Source organism: Micromonospora sp. NPDC049139, assembly GCF_055586845.1.
This window is the reverse complement of sequence record NZ_JBVJHK010000002.1, coordinates 571576-589520: the sequence shown is the minus strand read 5'-3', so window position 1 is coordinate 589520 and position 17945 is coordinate 571576. Positions and strand designations below refer to the sequence as shown.

Here is a 17945-nt window from a genome sequence, read left to right as displayed (position 1 = left end):
GAGAAGACATGCTCATCAGCCAGCGACCGACCCTCTCCGAGGAGTCGATCAACGAGACCCGGTCCCGGTTCACCATCGAGCCGCTGGAGCCGGGCTTCGGCTACACCCTGGGCAACTCGCTGCGGCGTACGCTGCTGTCGTCGATCCCGGGTGCGGCGGTCACCTCGATCAAGATCGACGGTGTGCTGCACGAGTTCACCACGATCCCCGGTGTCAAGGAGGACGTGGTCGAGCTCGTCATGAACATCAAGGAGCTCTGCGTCAGCTCCGAGCACGACGAGCCGGTCAGCATGTACCTGCGCAAGCAGGGCCCCGGCGACGTGACCGCGGGTGACATCCAGCCGCCGGCCGGCGTCTCGGTGCACAACCCCGACCTGAAGCTCGCCACCCTCAACGGCAAGGGCCGGCTCGACATGGAGCTGACCGTCGAGCGGGGTCGCGGCTACGTCACGGCGGCGCAGAACAAGCAGGCCGGCGCCGAGATCGGCCGGATCCCGGTCGACTCGATCTACTCGCCGGTGCTCAAGGTGACCTACCGCGTCGAGGCGACCCGTGTCGAGCAGCGGACGGACTTCGACCGGCTGATCATCGACGTCGAGACCAAGCCGTCGATGGGCCCGCGTACCGCGCTGGCCTCGGCCGGCTCGACGCTGGTGGAGCTGTTCGGCCTGGCCCGGGAGCTGGACGAGACCGCCGAGGGCATCGACATCGGGCCGTCCCCGCAGGACGCCCAGCTCGCGGCGGACCTGGCGCTGCCGATCGAGGAGCTGGACCTGACCGTCCGCTCCTACAACTGCCTCAAGCGCGAGGGCATCAACTCCGTTGGTGAGCTCATCGGGCGTACCGAGGCCGACCTCCTCGACATCCGCAACTTCGGTCAGAAGTCGATCGACGAGGTCAAGATGAAGCTCGCCGGGATGGGACTGGGGCTGAAGGACTCGGCCCCGAACTTCGACCCGGCGCACGTCGTGGACACCTTCGGCGAGGCCGACTACGACACCGACGACTACCGCGAGACCGAGCAGCTCTAGTCCGCGCTGCCGCCACACCTGAGGAGCACCAAGCATGCCCACGCCCACCAAGGGCCCCCGCCTCGGCGGCAGCCCCGCGCACGAGCGGCTGATGCTGGCCAACCTGGCCACCGCGCTGTTCCAGCACGGCAAGATCCAGACCACCGAGACGAAGGCCCGGCGGCTGCGTCCGCTGGCCGAGCAGCTCATCACCAAGGCCAAGCGCGGCGACCTGGCGTCCCGCCGGCGGGTGCTGGGCGTCGTCAAGGACAAGGACGTGGTCTACGCCCTGTTCGACCAGATCGCGCCCCGGTACGCCAACCGCAACGGTGGCTACACCCGGATCGTGAAGACCGGTCCGCGCAAGGGTGACGCCGCGCCGATGGCGATCATCGAGCTGGTCGAGGAGCTTCAGGTCGCCGAGCCGAAGGCGAACAAGAAGACCGCCGCCCGCAAGGCCGCGCAGCAGGACAAGGTCGAGGCGCTCGCCCCGGCCGAGGAGGCCCCGAAGTCGAACTCGGGCGACCAGGACGCCGAGGCGCCCGTGTCGGCGTCCGGCGACACCGCCGCCGCCCGCGAGGACAGCGACGAGGCCGGCGAGAACGACAAGGCCTGATCCAGGCCACCGTCGGGCCCGGCACCCCTTGTGGGGTGCCGGGCCCGACCCCGTGAGGCGGAGGTACGAGTGGACGAGCGCACCCGACTGCGGCTGGACGTCGCGTACGACGGCACCGGCTTTTCCGGCTGGGCCGCCCAGCCGACGCGGCGTACGGTCGCCGGGGTGCTCGTGGAGACCCTCGACCTGGTGCTCGGCGCGGGGACGGCGACGGGGTTGACCGTGGCGGGCCGCACCGACGCCGGGGTGCACGCCACCGGGCAGGTCTGCCACGTGGACCTGCCCACCGCCGTGTGGCGGGAGCACGAGGGGCGGCTGCTGCGCCGGCTGGCCCGGCTGCTCCCCACCGACGTGCGGGTGCGGGCGATGACCGAGGTGCCCGCCGACTTCGACGCCCGGTTCTCGGCCACCTTCCGCCGCTACGAGTACCGGGTCACCGACGCGCCGTGGGGCGCCGAGCCGCTGCGCCGGCACGAGGTGCTGGCCTGGCCGAAGCCGCTCGACCTGGACGCGTTGAACGCCGCCGCGGCGGGGCTGGTGGGGGAGCACGACTTCGCCGCGTACTGCCGGCGCAAGGAGAACGCCACCACGCTGCGCGAGGTGACCAGGCTGGACTGGCGGCGGGATCCCGACGGGCTCCTCGTGGCCACCGTGCAGGCCGACGCGTTCTGCCAGGCGATGGTGCGCAGCCTGGTCGGCGCGATGCTGGTCGCGGGGGACGGGCGCCGTCCGGTCGGGTGGCCGGGCAGCCTGCTGACCCGCCGGGAACGCTCCAGCGAGGTGACCGTGGCCCCGGCGCACGGGCTGACCCTGGTCGCCGTGGGCTACCCCGACGACCCGGCCGAGTACGCCCGCCGCGCCGAGGCGACCCGCCGGCTGCGCGTCCCCGTGGAGGGTTGACCGCAGGGACGCGTCCGGCGTACGCCATCTCGGCGGGTCGGCGCCGAACCGGCCAGGGTGCCGGCCGTTGGCGCTGCTGCGGACGTACCGGGTCGACCTGGGCGGTGACCCCGTCGGGGTGCCGAAGGGAACGGGTGCGCGGCCCGGTGGCCCGCGCACCCGTCCAGACCCGGGGGCTCGTCACGCGCCCGGCAGTTCGCTCCCGTCCTGTGTGCCGGTGCGGTCCGCGCCCTCATCGGTCGGCTGGCCGGCCGTCCCACCGTTCGCCCGGCGCTCCAGCACGCCCTGGTTGAGGTGCAGCTCGATCATGTCGAAGAGGATCTCTCTGGCCTTCGTGTCGCCCGACCTGATCGTCTCGCCGTCGGCGCGGGCGACCACCGCGTACGCGAGGTAGTGGCCGCGCACCTGCCAGCCGACCCGCGCCGGCGCGGTGGCGATCGCCTCGGTGCCGTTGTCGGCCGGCATGCCCCGGAATCGGCCCTGCCGCTCGTCGAGCATCTGCCGGATCCGGTCGCGGGCGCGTTCGGCGCTGGCGCGGTCGGTCAGGTTGAACAGGCCGGCGGTCACCAGGTGGTCGCCGTCGGGCGTGCGCAGGGTGGCCCGGACCACCTGGTTGCAGCCGAGCCGGACCAGCAGGTCGGCGACCTCCCCGGTGGCCGCGACCGCGCAGCTGGCGCTGGAGTGGGTCTTCAGCACCCGGTACGCGGGCTGCCCGTCGGCGACGACGAGCTGCGTGCCGGGGAACAGCTCCTTGGCCGTCAGCGGCCCCTGGTCGGTGTCCCGGGAGTCGAGGTCGTGCGCCCCGGCCTCGGCCGACTCGGCCACCTGGGGCTGGCCGGTGGGCGTGGCCTGCGGCGTCCGGTCGCGCTCGACCAGCAGGGCGGCGGCGCCGAGGCCGCAGAGCGCGAGCAGCACGAGGACGGCCGCGCCGCCGACGAGCACCTGCCACAGCCGGCCGCCGCTTCGCTGCGGCACGGGGCGCTCGACCGCCACGGGTGCCTCGACCGCTACGGGTGCCTCGGTGGCCACGGGCGCCTCGGCCGCTACGGCCGGCTCGGCCGGTGCCGGCGACACCTGCACGTCCGGCCGCGCCGGCGACACCTGCACGTCCGGCGGGGCCTGCGCGTCCGGCGGGGCTTGCGCGTCCGGCGGGGCTTGCGGGGCCGGCGGAGCCTGCGGGGCCGGTGGGGCTGGCGGAGCCTGCGGGTCGGGCGGTACCTCTGCCTGTGGCGCTGACGGCGCCTGTGGCGCTGGTGGCGGCGTCTGCGGCGCCTGTGGTGCTGGCGTGTGCCGCGCGGGGGACACCGGGGCCGAGGCGCGGACCGGCTCCGGCTCGGCGGGGGGCGGCGCGACCCGGTTGGGCCGGGGCAGCGACGGCGTCGGGAAGCGGGACGGGGAGGGACCGGCCGGCGGACCGGCACCGAGCACCGAGCGGCCGGACCGGGGCTCCGGGTACTCCATGAATGCTTCCTCATCGGACTCGTACCGATACACCATGTCGCCCAGGGTAGGAGGCATTGTCCCTTTAGGGGGTAATAACGGGAAATTGGGTGCCTGACTGTTTCGTGTCGTGCTGTGTCCGCTCCTCGGCCCCGGACCAGCCGGTGGCGAGGGCGGTGCGAGAATTGCCCGCGTGACCGGCGACCACTACTTCACCGCTGAACCCGCGACTGCCGCCCACCCGCGTGAGGTCGAGTTCGCCGTCGCCGGCCGCGACTACACCCTGACCTCCTCCGGCGGGGTCTTCTCCGCCACCCGCCTCGACCCCGGCACGGCGGTGCTGCTGCGCAAGGCCGAGCTGCCGCCCGCCGACACGGCCGGCGCCCTGCTCGACCTCGGCTGTGGCTTCGGGCCGATCACCTGCGTGCTGGCCACCTCGGCGCCGTCGGCGACCGTCTGGGCCGTCGACGTCAACGAGCGGGCCCGGGAGCTGACCGCGGCCAACGCGGCGCGGGTCGGCGCGGCCGACCGGGTACGCGTCGCCGAGCCGGACGACGTGCCCGCCGACGTGACGTTCGCCCAGCTCTGGTCCAACCCGCCGATCCGGGTCGGCAAGGACGACCTGCACCGGATGCTGCTGCGCTGGCTGCCCCGGCTCGCCCCGGACGGCGTCGCCTGGCTGGTGGTCGCCCGCCACCTCGGCGGCGACTCGCTGCACCGCTGGCTGGCCGAGCAGGGCTGGCAGGTCGAGCGGCACGCCAGCCAGAAGGGCTACCGGGTGCTGCGCGTCACCCGGTAATTGGTTGGGCCGCCCGGCGGGTGCTCGGGCAGGATGCCGACGTGGGATACGTGGACGTGGCAGCCGTCGGGCACCTCCTCCCCGACGGGCGGGAACTCTTCACCGACGTCTCGTTCCGGGTCGGGGAGGGCGCCAAGGTGGCCCTGGTCGGGCCGAACGGCGCCGGCAAGACGACGCTGCTGCGGATGGTCGCCGGCGACCTGCCGGTGAAGACCGGCGCGATCGCGCGGGCCGGCGGGCTGGGCGTGATGCGCCAGTTCATCGGCATGATCGGCGACGAGTCCACACTGGCCGACCTGGCGCTGTCGCTCGCCCCGCCGGCGCTGCGCGACGCCGGCCGCCGGCTCGCCGAGACCGAGGCGGCCATGCGGGCGGCCGAGGTCCGCGGCAAGTACAGCACCGCCGCCGGCAAGGCCCAGCTGGCGTACGCGGACGCGCTCGCGGCCTGGGGCGAGGCCGGCGGGTACGACGCCGAGGTGCTCTTCGACACCGTCGCCACCATCGTGCTCGGCCTGCCGTGGGACGGTGCCCGGGAGCGGCCCGTCCGGACCCTCTCCGGCGGCCAGCAGAAGCGCTTCGCCCTCGAACTGCTGCTGCGCGGCCCCGACGAGGTGCTGCTCCTCGACGAGCCGGACAACTTCCTCGACGTGCCAGGCAAGCGCTGGCTGGAGGGGCGGCTGCGCGAGTCGGCCAAGTCGGTGCTCTACGTCTCGCACGACCGGGAGCTGCTGGCACACACCGCCGACCGGGTCGTCGCCGTGGAGGGCGGCAGCGCCTGGGTGCACCCCGGCGGCTTCGCGAGCTGGCACTCCGCGCGCGTGGCCCGGCACGCCCGCCTCGACGAGCTGCGCAAACGCTGGGACGAGGAACACCAGAAGCTGCGCGAGCTGATGCTGATGTACAAGCAGAAGGCCGCGTACAACGACGGGATGGCCTCGCGCTACCAGGCCGCACAGACCCGGTTGCGCAAGTTCGAGGAGGCCGGGCCGCCGCCCGTACCGCCGAAGGACCAGGACATCCGGATGCGCCTGACCGGCGGGCGGACCGGCAAGCGCGCGGTGGTCTGCGAGCAGCTGGAGCTCGACGGCCTGACCTACCCGTTCGACCTGGAGATCTGGCACGGCGACCGGGTGGCGGTGCTCGGCGCCAACGGCACGGGGAAGTCGCACTTCCTCCGGCTGCTCGCCCGCGGCGGCAGTGACCCCGACCCGGCCAACGGCCCGGTCGACGGCGCGGCGGCGCTCGCGCCGGTCGCGCACGACGGGGTGGCCCGGCTCGGCGCGCGGGTGCGCCCCGGGCACTTCTCGCAGACCCACGACCGGCCGGAGCTGATGGCGAAGACCCTCGTGGAGATCCTCTGGCGGGGGGACGACCACCGGGCCGGCATGGACCGGCACGCGGCGATGGCGGCGTTGTCCCGGTACGAGTTGGCGGGGCAGGGCGACCAGCGCTTCGGCACCCTCTCCGGCGGGCAGCAGGCGCGGTTCCTGGTGCTGCTGCTGGAGTTGTCCGGCGCGACGCTGCTGCTGCTCGACGAGCCCACCGACAACCTCGACCTGGCGTCGGCGGAGGCGCTGGAGGCAGGGCTGACGGCGTTCGAGGGAACTGTGGTCGCGGTGACCCACGACCGCTGGTTCACCCGATCGTTCGACCGGTTCGTCCTCTTCCGCGGCGACAACGAGGTGGTGGAGACCCCCGAGCCGGTCTGGGACGTTGGCTGAGGCGTCCCCGGGCGGCCGGCCGGCATAGGGTGGATCTCGTGACTGAGATGACCTACCGCCGGTTGGGCGACTCCGGGCTCGTGGTGTCCGTCGTCGGCATCGGCTGCAACAACTTCGGCCGCAAGCTCGACCTCGACGGGACCCGGGCGGTGGTCGACGCCGCGCTGGACGCCGGGATCAACTTCTTCGACACCGCCGACATCTACGGCGAGCCGCAGGGCGGCTCCGAGGAACTGCTGGGCCAGGCGCTCAAGGGCCGCCGCGACGACGTGGTGGTGGCCACCAAGTTCGGCATGGACATGCACGGCCTCAACGGCCCCGACTTCGGCGCCCGGGGCGCGCGGCGCTACATCGCCCGCGCCGTGGAGGCGTCGCTGCGCCGGCTCGGCACCGACCACATCGACCTGTACCAGATGCACGAGCCCGACCCAGGCACCCCGATCGACGAGACCCTCGCCGCGCTGGACGACCTGGTCCGCGCCGGCAAGGTGCGCTACCTGGGCAACTCCAACTTCGCCGGGTGGCAGATCGCCGACGCGGACTGGGTGGCGTCGTCCACCGGCCGGTCCCGGTTCATCAGCGCGCAGAACCACTACAGCCTGCTGGAACGCTCCGCCGAGGCCGAGGTGGTGCCGGCCTGCGAGCGGTTCGGCCTCGGGCTGCTGCCGTTCTTCCCGCTGGCCAACGGCCTGCTGACCGGCAAGTACAAGCGCGACCAGGCCCCGCCCGCCGGCAGCCGCCTCGCCGGAGGCGGCCGGTACGCCCAGCGCTTTGCCGCCGCCGACTGGGACACCATCGAGGCGATCGAGGCGTACGCGAACGAGCGGGGGCTGTCGATGCTCCAGGTGGCCATCGGCGGGCTGGCCGCCCTGCCGGCGGTGACCTCGGTGATTGCCGGCGCCACCACGCCCGAGCAGGTGCGCTCCAACGCGGAGGCGGGCGCGTGGCAGCCCACCGACGAGGACGTCGACGCCCTCCGCGCCATCCTCTGACCCACGTCGACACCGCCCCGGCACCGCATCGCGGTGCCGGGGCGGTGTCGACGTCGCGCCCGCCCAGGCCCGGGCTGCCACGGGTGGAACACCACGCACGTCTCCGACACTGGGAGGCAGCCCTGGTGTTCCACCCGTCCCCGTCACCCTTCCCCGCGCGCCCGTCTCGGCCGGCTGCGGGGCGGTTGTCCCGTGGGCCTGCCGGGCGGGCGCTGGTTACCTGGCCGGGGGGAACGTGCGCCGGCGCGGGTGGAACGGGACGGCTGTCACCGTGGGCGGGTGACAGCCGTGCTGTTCCGCTCGTCGGCGCGTTCGCGCAGGGCGGCGGTGACGAGGCGTACCGTCCGGGTCCGGTGCCGGAGCACATCGTCGGCGGTGAAGCGGAGGACGATCCAGCCGGCCGCGCGCAGCGCGTTCAGCCGGGCGACATCCTGGCGGAAGTGGGCGCGCTCGCGGTGGTGGTCGCCGTCGTACTCGACCGCGACGCGCAGGGCGGGCCAGGCCAGGTCGACCCGACCGACGAACCGCCCCCGGGCGTCGCGCACGTCGTGCTGCGCCGTGGGTGGGGGCAGCCCGGCGTCGAGCAGGAGGAGCCGCAACCGGGTCTCCATCGGGGACTCGCTCAGCGGCTCGGCCAGCGCCAGCACCTCGCGCAGCAGCGGCAGCCCGGGCCAGCGGGGCCGCGTCTCGGCGTACGCCCGCAGGGCCGGCAGCCCGACCACCCGGCGGTGCAGCAGGGCGTCGAGGGCGACGAGGGCCTCGTCGCGCGGCCCTCGTCGCGCGAGGTCGAACGCCGTACGCAGCGGTGTGGTGACCGGTAGGCCACCGAAGCGGGTCAGGTCGCTGGCCGGTAGCGCCGAGCGGGTGACGGCCAGTTGTGGGTGCGGGCGCAGCCGTGCCGGCCGAGAAAGAAGCACGCTGACCGCCGCGCCTCGGGGCAGCAGGTCGACGCCCCACAGGTACGCGGCGCTCGGCCCGGCGATCGCGGCACCGGCGGGCAGGAGCAGGGCGACCGCGTCGCACCAGAGCCGATGGTCGGCTGCGCGCAGGGCGTCCCGGTGCACGTACACGTCGGGGAGCAGGCGTTGCCAGGTCGGACCGCGCAGCATGGCGCGGGTCAGCAGCCCCTGCGTGATCGCGGTGCTGCCGCGGAACGGCAGGAAGGCGAGCCGGGGCGGGACCCGGGCGGGGGAGGGCATCCGGACAGCATCGCGTGACGGGCCGGTCACGCGCCGCCCCGATCGTCGGCTTCGGACGGTCGGTGTGAAATCCGCGTCCCGCCCTTGGCGGATCCGGCGATCCGTCGTACGGTGACACGCGCAAGTGACCCACGGGAGCCCGGTGCACCGGGCTGAGAGGGGGGCTGAGAGCCCCCGACCGTCGAACCTGATCCGGGTAATGCCGGCGCAGGGAGGAGTGTTGCCGTGCCGTCCCTTGGGCGACTGCATCTGATCACCGACACCCGACCCGGGCGGGATCCGCTGGCCGTGCTGCGGGCTGCCCTCCCCGTGGCCCGCGCCGAGCTGGTCGTGCAGGTCCGCGTCACCGACGACGCCACCGACCGGGAGGCGTACGACCTGGCCCGCCGGGTGGTCGCGCTCTGCGCGCCGTACGACGTCCCCTGCCTCGTCAACGACCGGCTGCACGTGGCGCTGGCGGTGGGCGCCGCCGGCGGGCACGTCGGCGCGGACGACCTGCCGGTCGGGGCGGCCCGCCGGGTGCTCGGCGCGACCGCCGTGCTCGGGGCCACCGCCCGCGAGCCGGGGACGGCCGCCGAGGCGGTCGCCGCCGGGGCCAGCTACCTGGGCGTGGGCCCCTGCCACGCCACGAGCACCAAGACCGGCCTGCCGGCGCCGATCGGCCCGGCCGGGGTGCGCGCCGTCACCGCCGCCGTGGACGTACCGGTGGTCGCGATCGGCGGGGTGACCGCCGCGAACACGCCCGCGCTGCTGGCCGCCGGGGCGTACGGGGTGGCGGTGGTGGGGGCGCTGTCCGGGGCGGCCGATCCGGCCCGGGCGACGGCGGAGCTGCTGGGAGCGCTGGGGTGCTGAGCCGGCCGGACGTCGCCGTGGTGGGGGCGGGACCGGTCGGGCTGGCGATCGCCTGGCGTTGCGCGGCGCGCGGCCTCCGGGTCGCCGTGCACGACCCCGCCCCGGGCTCCGGCGCGTCGCACGTCGCCGCCGGGATGCTCGCCCCGGTCGCCGAGGCGTACTTCGGCGAGCATGAGCTGACCGGGCTGCTGACCGCCTCCGCCGCCCGCTGGCCGGCCTTCGCCGCCGAGCTGACCGCCGCCACCGGCGCGGACGTCGGCTACCGCACCGAGGGCACGCTGATGGTCGGGCTCACCGCCGACGACCTGGCCGAGGCGCGCCGGCTGTGGGCGTACCAGCAGGGTCTCGGGCTGCCGGTGACGCCGCTGCGCCCCTCGGTGCTGCGGGACCGCGAGCCGGCGTTGGCGCCCCGGGTGCGCGGCGGCGCGCTCGCCGCCACCGACCACCAGGTCGACCCGCGCCGGCTGGTGCCGGCGCTGCGCACGGCCGCCGAACGGGCCGGCGCCACGCTGGTGCCCGCCGCCGTGCGCCGGCTGTCCGACCTGGACGCGCGCGTCACGGTGGTGGCGGCCGGCTGCGGGGCGGCGGCCCTGACCGGGCTGCCGGTGCGGCCGGTGAAGGGCCAGGTGCTGCGGCTCCGCGCGCCCGGCGGCGGCGCGCCGGGCTTCCGACACGTCATCCGGGGGTACGCCGACGGCGAGCACGTCTATCTCGTGCCCCGCGACAGCGGGGAGGTGGTGGTGGGCGCGACCGTCGAGGAGCGCGCCGACACCGACGTCTCCGCCGGGGCGGTGCTGCGCCTGCTCCGCGCCGCCGTCGACCTGCTGCCGGAGCTGGCCGAGTACGACCTCGTCGAGACCCTCGCCGGCCTGCGCCCCGGCACCCCGGACAACGCCCCGATCCTCGGCCCGCTGCCCGGCCGGCCGGGCGTGCTCGCCGCGACCGGGCACCACCGGCACGGCATCGTGCTCACCCCCGTCACCGCCGACCTGGTCGCCGACCTGGTGGTCACCGGTACGGCGGACCCGCTGCTCGCCCCCTTCACCCCGAACCGGTTCGCGCCGGCCGCCACCGCCGATCCGGCTGTCACCGCCGATCCGGCTGTCACCGCTGGGCAGGCCGGCACCGCTGGGCAGGCCGGCAGCGTCGGGCCGGTGGTCCGGGCCGCCGCCGACGACCGGTCCGGCGCCTACGCACCCGAGGAGGAGCACACGTGGAACTGACGGTGAACGGCGCCGAGCGCAGCCTGCCCGGCGGCTCGACCGTGGCGGACCTGGTCCGCGCGGTCACCGACCAGCGGCGCGGCCTCGCCGTCGCGGTCAACGGGGAGGTCGTGCCGCGTACCGGCTGGCCGGCGACCGTGCTGCGCGACGGCGACCGGGTCGAGGTGCTCAGCGCCGCCCAGGGCGGGTGACGCGGTGAGCCTCGACCTGGGCGGCGTGCGCCTCACGTCCCGGCTGATCCTCGGCACCGGTGGCGCGGCCAACCTGCGCGTGCTGGAGGACGCGATCCGCGCCTCCGGCACCGAACTGGTCACCCTGGCCCTGCGCCGCGTCGACACCGCCCCCGGCACCGCCGGCGGGCTGCTGGACCTGCTCGACCGGTGCGGGGTGCGGCTGCTGCCGAACACCGCCGGCTGCTACACGGCGGGCGAGGCGGTCAAGGTGGCCCACCTGGCGCGGGAGGCGTTCGGCACCGACTGGGTGAAGCTGGAGGTGATCGGCGACGAGCGCACGCTGCTGCCCGACGGGGTGGAGCTGCTGCGCGCCGCCGAGGAACTCGTTGCGGACGGGTTCGTGGTGCTGCCGTACACGTCGGACGACCCGATTCTGGCGCGGCGGCTGGCCGACGTCGGCTGCGCCGCGGTGATGCCGGCGGGCGCGCCGATCGGCTCCGGGCTGGGCGTGTCGAACCCGCACCACATCCGGCTGATCCGGCAGAGCGTCGACGTGCCGGTGATCCTGGACGCCGGCATCGGCACCGCCTCCGACGCGGCGCTGGCGATGGAGCTGGGCTGCGACGCGGTGCTGCTGGCCAGCGCGGTCACCAGGGCCGCCGACCCGGTGGCGATGGCCACCGCGATGCGGTACGCGGTCGAGGCGGGGCGGCTCGCGTACGGGGCGGGCCGGATCGCCCGTCGCTTCCACGCCCTGGCATCCACCCCCGACGACGGACGGCCGGACCTGTGACCCGCCCCGGTCCCGTTCCGGCGGATCCTGGTGCGGAAGCGCCCCTGGCGGGGCCGTTTCCTACCAGGATTCCGCGTGGGCCGTCCGGCGTCGTTCTGCTGACCGACCGGTGGCAGGCGGGGCGGCCGTTGACCGAGGTGGTCGCCGGGGCGGTGGCCGGGGGAGTGCGGTGGGTGGTGCTGCGGGAGAAGGACCTGCCCCGCGCCGACCGCGTCGCCATCGCCGCCGACCTGCGTTCGATCCTCGCCGAGGCGGGCGGCACCCTGGTCGTCGCCGGGCTCGACCCGCTCGACGGGGACGCGGTGCACCTGCCGTCGGCCGGCCCGTACCCGCCGCCGCGTCTCGGCCTGGTCGGCCGCTCCTGCCACAGCCGCCCCGAGCTGGCCCGATTGACCACCGAGGACTACGCGACCCTGTCGCCGGTCTTCTCCAGCCGCACCAAACCCGGCTACGGTCCACCGCTACGTCCGGACGGGCTGTGGGAACTGATCGAGGCCAGCCCCGTGCCGGTCCTCGCGCTGGGCGGGGTGGAGACCCCGGAGCACCTGCACGCCTGCATCGCGGCCGGAGCGGCGGGAGTGGCGGTGCTCGGCGCGATCATGCGCGCCGACGACCCGACCGAGGTGGCCGCCACGCTCACCGCCGCCTTCCGGTCGACGGTCTCCCCGCCGCCGCGTACCGCGCAGGACCGCGCGGAGGTCTCCGGTACGGGGCTGCGGCCGACCGTGCCCACGGAGGGATCAAGCTTGACCGCCCGGAGTGGGCACGGTCGGCCGCAGCCCCCCAGCGCCACCATGCCGCGGTCCCCGACCCCAACCATCCTGGGGGGCCGATGACACCCACCACCGTGCTCACCATCGCCGGCTCGGACTCCGGCGGCGGAGCGGGCATCCAGGCCGACCTCAAGGTCTTCGCCGCCCTCGGCGCGTACGGCACCAGCGTGATCACCGCGGTCACCGCGCAGAACACGAGGGGCGTCGACGCCGTCCTGCCGCTGCCGCCGCGCACGGTCACCGAGCAGCTCGACAGCGTGCTCGCCGACTTCGCCGTGCGGGCCGTCAAGACGGGCATGCTGGGCACCCCGGCCATCGCCGACGCGGTCGCCGACGCCGCCCGGGACGGTCGGCTGCCGCACCTCGTTGTCGACCCGGTGCTCGTCGCCACCAGCGGGCACCGGCTGGGCACGGTCGCCGCAGCCGAGCGGTTGCTGCCGTACGCCCGGGTGGCGACGCCGAACTGCGCGGAGGCGGCGGTCCTCCTCGGACGCCCGGTGACCACGGTCGAGGAGATGGTGGCCGCCGCCGAGGCGCTGGCCGCCGGCGGGCCGGAGCACGTGGTGGTGACCGGCGGCGACGTGGACTCCGACGGCGAGGCGGTCGACGTGCTGCACGGCGACGGGGTCACCACGCTGCTCCGCGCGCCCCGGGTCGCCACCCGGCACAACCACGGCACGGGGTGCACGTTCTCGGCGGCCGTCGCCGTCCGGCTGGCGCTGGGCGACCCGGTGCCGACGGCGGTCGCCGCCGCCAAGGAGTACGTCTTCCGCGCGCTGACCGGCGGGCGGGACTGGGAGTTGGGCGCGGGACGCGGCCCGCTGGACCACTTCGGGTGGTCCGCATGAGCACAGGGGAGGCTGTCGTGCAGGCACGTCGCAAGGTCCATGTGGAGGGGTCCCGGCCGGATGTCCGGGTGCCCTTCGCCGAGGTGGAGTTGACCGGCGACAACGCGCCGGTCCGGCTCTACGACACATCCGGGCCCGGGTCCGACCCGGAGGTCGGGCTGCCGCCGTTGCGCGGGCCGTGGATCGCCGAGCGCGGGGACGTGGCCCCGGTGCGCGGCGCGGGCACGCCGCTGGCCGGGGCGTACGGGAAGCGCCCGACGCAGCTCGCCTACGCCCGGGCGGGAGTCGTCACGCCGGAGATGGAGTTCGTGGCGATCCGGGAGGGCATGGCGCCGGAGTTCGTCCGGGACGAGATCGCCGCCGGGCGGGCGGTGCTGCCGCTCAACGTCAACCACCCCGAGTGCGAGCCGGCGATCATCGGCAAGGCGTTCCTGGTCAAGGTGAACGCCAACATCGGCACGTCGGCGGTCACCTCCTCGGTCGCTGAGGAGGTGGAGAAGCTGACCTGGGCGACCCGGTGGGGCGCGGACACGGTGATGGACCTGTCGACGGGCAGGCGGATCCACGAGACCCGTGAGGCGATCGTGCGGAACTCGCCGGTGCCGATCGGCACCGTGCCGATCTACCAGGCGCTGGAGAAGGTCGGTGGCGACCCGGTGAAGCTGAGCTGGGAGGTGTTCCGGGAGACCGTCGTCGAGCAGGCCGAGCAGGGCGTCGACTACATGACGGTGCACGCGGGGGTGCTGCTGCCGTACGTGCCGCTGGCGGTGGACCGGGTCACCGGGATCGTGTCGCGGGGCGGTTCGATCATGGCCGCCTGGTGCCTGGCCCACCACGAGGAGAACTTCCTCTACACGAACTTCGCCGAGCTGTGCGAGATCCTGGCCCGCTACGACGTGACGTTCTCGCTCGGCGACGGGCTGCGCCCCGGCTCGATCGCGGACGCCAACGACGAGGCGCAGTTCGCCGAGCTGCGCACCCTGGGCGAGTTGACGAAGGTCGCCTGGGAGCACGACGTCCAGGTGATGATCGAGGGCCCGGGACACGTGCCCATGCACAAGATCAAGGAGAACGTGGACCTCCAGCAGGAGTGGTGCCACGAGGCGCCGTTCTACACGCTCGGCCCGCTGACCACGGACATCGCCCCGGCGTACGACCACATCACCTCGGCCATCGGCGCCGCCATGATCGGCATGTTCGGAACCGCGATGCTCTGCTACGTGACCCCGAAGGAGCACCTCGGGCTGCCGGACCGGGACGACGTGAAGGCCGGCGTGATCGCGTACAAGATCGCGGCGCACGCGGCCGACCTGGCCAAGGGGCACCCCGGCGCGCAGGCGTGGGACGACGCGCTCTCCAAGGCGCGGTTCGAGTTCCGGTGGGAGGACCAGTTCAACCTTTCGCTGGACCCGGAGACCGCGCGGTCGTACCACGACGCGACCCTGCCCGCCGAGCCGGCGAAGACGGCCCACTTCTGCTCGATGTGCGGGCCGAAGTTCTGCTCCATGAAGATCACCCAGGAGCTCAAGGAGTACGCGGCGCGCGGCATGAAGGACAAGTCGGAAGAGTTCGTCTCCTCGGGCGGCCGGGTCTACCTGCCGCTGGCCTGACCCGAAGCGGGGGGGGCGCCCCCCCGGGGGGGGGGGGGGGGCCCCGCCGCTCGGGTCGGGTCCGGGTCAGTCGCGATGGTGGCGGCCGGTGGACCGCAACGACCGCCGACCGTTCTCCTGCTCGGGTTCGTTGTCCGCGATCGGACCGCTCAGGCCGGCGACCCAGTCCACGTACTCCTCGTCCTGTGCCGTCAGCGGCTCGGACTCCCGGTCCGCCGGAGCGTCCTCGGCCCGGGGCCGGTTGCGCCGGAACAGCCCCAGCCGACCACGGTTCCGTCCCCCGGGCTGCTCGGCCGGGCCGGCCGACGCCGCGCCGTCGGCCGGCGTCCCGGGTCCCTCTGCGGCAGCGGTCCCGTTCCCCGACGCGGCGTCCACCGGCGTCGGCGCGGGGCCCCCGGGCCGCGCGGTGGCGAGGGCGTCCCAGTTCGCCGCCCGGGCCAGGTCGGGCAGCGGGGCCCGGTGTCGGGGCCGGGGCGCCGGCTCGGGCGTGGGCTCCGCGGCGGCCGGGCGGGGCGCGTCGAGGGCGTCGTCGGGCCCGACCCGGGGCGCTGCCGGCCACGCCGGTGCGGGTCGCCAGGCCGGCCGGGGCGCCGGGTCCGGCTCACCGCCCGGACCAGCCGCCGGCTCGTCGCTGGGCAGGAGTGGCACCGCGCGGGGACCGCTGTCGTCCGGATCCGGCGCGTGGGAGCCGACCCCGGACGTCGTGCCGAACACGCCGGCGGTCGGGGCGGCCTTGTCGATCCGATCCGCTCCGGCGGCCGGACGGACTTCGGTGGTGGGACGGACTTCGGCGGTCGGACGGACTTGGGTGGTGGGAACTGCCTCGGCCGCGGGACCGACTTCGGCGGTCGGGCCTACCTCGGTGGTCGGGGCCGGTTCGGCGGCACTGCTCGCCGTCTGAGCGGTTGCGGTGGCCCCGGCCGGCCGTGTCCCTGCCGCAGCGGCGGTGGCCGGTGCCGTGGCCTGAGCGCCGGCACGCGGTGCCGCCGGTGGGGTCGCCGGATCGGCGGGGGAGTCGATGACCGCGGGCGTCGGGTCGGCGCTGTTCGCCGCCGCGGCCGCCGGCTGTTTCGTCGACCGGGGCTTGCGGGTGCGGCGGGGCTTGGGGGCGGCCGGGACGGCCGGCTGCGCGGGGGGCGCGGCGGCCTCGGCCGCAGCCGGTGGGTGCTCGGCCGCAGCCGGTGGTTGCTCGGCCGCAACCGGTGGTTGCTCGCCCGCAGCCGTAGTGGCCTGGGCGCCCTCGTCGGCGCGGTCCCGCCTGGCGGCGGGCACGGCCTCCACCGGGGGCGGCGATCCGGCCGCTCCCGTCGCGTCCGTAGCCGCCGGGACCGGCGATCCCGCCGCATCCGTTGCGGCTGGCGGCTCGGCCGATCGCGCCGCATCCGTCGCCGCCGACGGCGCGGCGGAAGCCGCCGCATCCGTTGTCGTCCGCGACCTGGCCGGTTGTGCCGTATCGGCGACCGGCGGGGCCGGCGATCGTGGCGGCGGCGCCGTATCCGTTGCCGGGTGCGCCGCATCCGAAACCGGCGGGGGTGGCGATCCGGCAGACGCCGCCCCGTCTGTGACCGGTGCTGACTCGGCGGGTTGTGCCGCGTCCGTGACCGGTGGTGATTCGGCAGAGGCCGCCGCGTCTGTGACCGGTGGGGGTGGCGATCCGGCGGAGCGCGGGGCGTCCGTCGTCGCCGCTGACCCGACCGGGTGCGCCGCGTCCGTGACCGGCGGGGGCGACGATCCGGCAGAAGCCGCAGAGGCCGCCGCGTCCGTCGTCGCCGGTGCCCCGGCCGGGTGTGCCGCGCCCGTGACCGCCGGGGGCGGCGATCCCGCGGTCCGGCCCCGGGCCACGGACGTCGAGGCCGGAGCGGCGGCGGGTGTCGTCGGGACGGTGGTGCCGTCGGCCGGCCAGTCCCAGTGCGCCGGGACGGCCCGGGGCGGCGGGGCGTCGTCGCCGGCGGTCCCGCCGGGGTCCGTACCCCCGGGCCGGTCGGCGGCCACGCGCCCGGCGTCGGTCAGGTCGACCGTCGCCGGCTCGTCGGCGCCGGCGGCCGGCTCCGGGGCGTGCGGCAGCGCGGGACCGGTGGGCAGCGGGCGCAGGATGTCGGTCGGCTCGATGGCGCCGCCGGGGGCGGTGCGCGTGACGAGCGGCCAGCGCAGCAGCGCGGCGGCGGCCGAACCGAGCGCGCCGGCGGCCACCGCGAACAACGCTCCGTAGTACGGCGTGAGCTGGTAGCGGTCGGTCGCGTCGCCCGGACCGGCGGTCAGGTAGGCGAACGCCACCAGCACCGGACCTGCCACCCCGATCGCGCCGTTGACCAGCGGCGGGTGGCCGCGCCACCGGGCCAGCCCGCCGGTCGCCGCGCCGGCGAGCAGCGCCACCAGAGGCAGGAGCACCAGGGCCAGTCGCTGGGCCGCGCCGGCGTCGAGCCAGGCCGGCTCCAGCACCCCGAGTCGTACGCTGGGCAGCGGCCCGGTCGAGGCGACCGACGGCGCCGTCGACAGCAGCGCCAGCAGCCAGACCGCGCCCGCGACCGCCGCCATGTTCCATCCCACCGGCGGCCGGAGCAGGACGGCGAGTGCGGCGCCCGCGCCGGCCAGCGCGCCGAGGACGGCGCAGATGCCGACGGCCCAGACCGGGTCCATCGCGACGAGTTCGGCGGCCCGGGCGGGCTGCATGCAGAGCGGCGCGACGACGGTCGCGCCCAGCGCGGCGCCGCTGGCGACGGCGAGGTGGCGGCCGGTGCCGGCCACCATGCCGTCCCGGCGGGCGAGGCGTTCGGTGAGCACCGCGCCGACCACGGCGGCGTTGGCGGCGAACCAGCCCGCCCAGACGAGCTGGGCCGGCCACTGGTTGACGGTGGCGCCGGTGAAGGTGCCGGCGAGCCGGACGATGCCGAAGCCGAACGCGACGCCGAGCTGACCGGCCCCGGCCAGCAGGCTCACCCCGAGCGCCGTGAGCAGCAGTCTGCCCCAGGTCCGATAGGCCATGTCCGGCACGTTAC

The 17945-nt window shown here is 75.5% G+C and carries 16 protein-coding genes and 1 riboswitch; of the genes, 13 read left to right on the top strand and 3 right to left on the bottom strand.

Features of this window, described 5'->3' with window-relative positions; translation table 11 throughout:
* The first annotated feature begins 8 nt into the window (after window positions 1-8).
* The 3 genes from ACZ6Q9_RS06235 to truA all read left to right on the top strand — a co-directional run bounded on the left by ACZ6Q9_RS06235 (window position 9) and on the right by truA (window position 2526).
* On the top strand, window positions 9-1031 hold the full coding sequence (locus ACZ6Q9_RS06235) for a DNA-directed RNA polymerase subunit alpha (protein ID WP_091079335.1): 1023 nt from the start codon (window positions 9-11) through the stop codon (window positions 1029-1031).
* Between the two features lie 34 nt (window positions 1032-1065).
* Window positions 1066-1626, top strand: a complete 561-nt coding sequence (gene rplQ, locus ACZ6Q9_RS06230) for a 50S ribosomal protein L17 (protein ID WP_350711523.1) — start codon at window positions 1066-1068, stop codon at window positions 1624-1626.
* 69 nt (window positions 1627-1695) lie between these two features.
* Entirely contained in the window at window positions 1696-2526 is an 831-nt protein-coding gene (truA, locus tag ACZ6Q9_RS06225) for a tRNA pseudouridine(38-40) synthase TruA (protein WP_350712718.1), read from the top strand.
* A 180-nt stretch (window positions 2527-2706) separates the two neighbouring features.
* On the opposite strand, the gene ACZ6Q9_RS06220 is transcribed toward truA, so the two are convergent.
* Window positions 2707-3627, bottom strand: coding sequence for a hypothetical protein (locus ACZ6Q9_RS06220; protein WP_396830242.1), 921 nt, complete (start codon window positions 3625-3627; stop codon window positions 2707-2709).
* A 532-nt stretch (window positions 3628-4159) separates the two neighbouring features.
* Between ACZ6Q9_RS06220 and ACZ6Q9_RS06215 the strand changes: the two genes are divergently transcribed.
* The 3 genes from ACZ6Q9_RS06215 to ACZ6Q9_RS06205 are packed head-to-tail and all read left to right on the top strand — an operon-like array spanning window position 4160 to window position 7478.
* Window positions 4160-4765 carry a class I SAM-dependent methyltransferase gene (locus ACZ6Q9_RS06215; protein ID WP_393450495.1) on the top strand — a complete coding sequence of 202 codons (606 nt, stop codon included), beginning with the start codon at window positions 4160-4162 and terminating at the stop codon, window positions 4763-4765.
* Window positions 4766-4806: 41 nt separating this feature from the next.
* On the top strand, window positions 4807-6486 hold the full coding sequence (locus ACZ6Q9_RS06210; protein WP_396830241.1) for an ABC-F family ATP-binding cassette domain-containing protein: 1680 nt from the start codon (window positions 4807-4809) through the stop codon (window positions 6484-6486).
* Window positions 6487-6515: 29 nt separating this feature from the next.
* The gene (locus ACZ6Q9_RS06205) at window positions 6516-7478 is read left to right on the top strand and encodes an aldo/keto reductase (RefSeq protein ID WP_393450498.1); all 963 of its coding nucleotides are present in this window, start codon (window positions 6516-6518) and stop codon (window positions 7476-7478) included.
* A gap of 266 nt (window positions 7479-7744) precedes the next feature.
* On the opposite strand, the gene ACZ6Q9_RS06200 is transcribed toward ACZ6Q9_RS06205, so the two are convergent.
* Window positions 7745-8677, bottom strand: a complete 933-nt coding sequence (locus ACZ6Q9_RS06200; protein WP_393450501.1) for a DUF559 domain-containing protein — start codon at window positions 8675-8677, stop codon at window positions 7745-7747.
* Between the two features lie 122 nt (window positions 8678-8799).
* A riboswitch (TPP riboswitch) is annotated at window positions 8800-8908 on the top strand.
* Between ACZ6Q9_RS06200 and thiE the strand changes: the two genes are divergently transcribed.
* The 7 genes from thiE (at window position 8903) to thiC (ending at window position 14949) form a co-directional block, all read left to right on the top strand.
* Window positions 8903-9529: a thiamine phosphate synthase gene (gene thiE, locus ACZ6Q9_RS06195; protein ID WP_393265010.1), complete on the top strand. Its 627-nt coding sequence runs from the start codon at window positions 8903-8905 to the stop codon at window positions 9527-9529. It overlaps the preceding riboswitch by 6 nt.
* On the top strand, window positions 9523-10752 hold the full coding sequence (thiO, locus tag ACZ6Q9_RS06190) for a glycine oxidase ThiO (protein WP_396830240.1): 1230 nt from the start codon (window positions 9523-9525) through the stop codon (window positions 10750-10752). Before thiE ends, thiO begins: the two co-directional genes overlap by 7 nt.
* Window positions 10743-10943: a sulfur carrier protein ThiS gene (gene thiS / locus ACZ6Q9_RS06185; RefSeq protein WP_396830239.1), complete on the top strand. Its 201-nt coding sequence runs from the start codon at window positions 10743-10745 to the stop codon at window positions 10941-10943. The genes thiO and thiS overlap by 10 nt, the downstream gene beginning before the upstream one ends.
* A gap of 4 nt (window positions 10944-10947) precedes the next feature.
* Window positions 10948-11718, top strand: coding sequence for a thiazole synthase (locus ACZ6Q9_RS06180; RefSeq protein WP_357692509.1), 771 nt, complete (start codon window positions 10948-10950; stop codon window positions 11716-11718).
* 68 nt (window positions 11719-11786) lie between these two features.
* Entirely contained in the window at window positions 11787-12554 is a 768-nt protein-coding gene (locus tag ACZ6Q9_RS06175; protein ID WP_396830277.1) for a thiamine phosphate synthase, read from the top strand.
* Entirely contained in the window at window positions 12551-13339 is a 789-nt protein-coding gene (thiD, locus tag ACZ6Q9_RS06170) for a bifunctional hydroxymethylpyrimidine kinase/phosphomethylpyrimidine kinase (RefSeq protein ID WP_396830238.1), read from the top strand. Before ACZ6Q9_RS06175 ends, thiD begins: the two co-directional genes overlap by 4 nt.
* 17 nt (window positions 13340-13356) lie before the next feature.
* Window positions 13357-14949, top strand: coding sequence for a phosphomethylpyrimidine synthase ThiC (thiC, locus tag ACZ6Q9_RS06165; protein ID WP_393265060.1), 1593 nt, complete (start codon window positions 13357-13359; stop codon window positions 14947-14949).
* Between the two features lie 66 nt (window positions 14950-15015).
* Here the strand turns inward: thiC and ACZ6Q9_RS06160 are convergent, their stop codons facing one another.
* Complete coding sequence (locus ACZ6Q9_RS06160; protein WP_396828006.1) at window positions 15016-17931, bottom strand: hypothetical protein; 2916 nt, start codon at window positions 17929-17931, stop codon at window positions 15016-15018.
* Window positions 17932-17945 lie beyond the last annotated feature (14 nt).

Bases quoted from the DNA above. Each gene is read 5' to 3' on its own strand.
- rplQ (WP_350711523.1), top strand. From the start codon at position 1,066: ATGCCCACGCCCACCAAGGGCCCCCGCCTCGGCGGCAGCCCCGCGCAC.
- thiD (WP_396830238.1), top strand. From the start codon at position 12,551: ATGACACCCACCACCGTGCTCACCATCGCCGGCTCGGACTCCGGCGGC.
- ACZ6Q9_RS06200 (WP_393450501.1), bottom strand. From the start codon at position 8,677: ATGCCCTCCCCCGCCCGGGTCCCGCCCCGGCTCGCCTTCCTGCCGTTC.
- ACZ6Q9_RS06160 (WP_396828006.1), bottom strand. From the start codon at position 17,931: ATGGCCTATCGGACCTGGGGCAGACTGCTGCTCACGGCGCTCGGGGTG.
- ACZ6Q9_RS06235 (WP_091079335.1), top strand. From the start codon at position 9: ATGCTCATCAGCCAGCGACCGACCCTCTCCGAGGAGTCGATCAACGAG.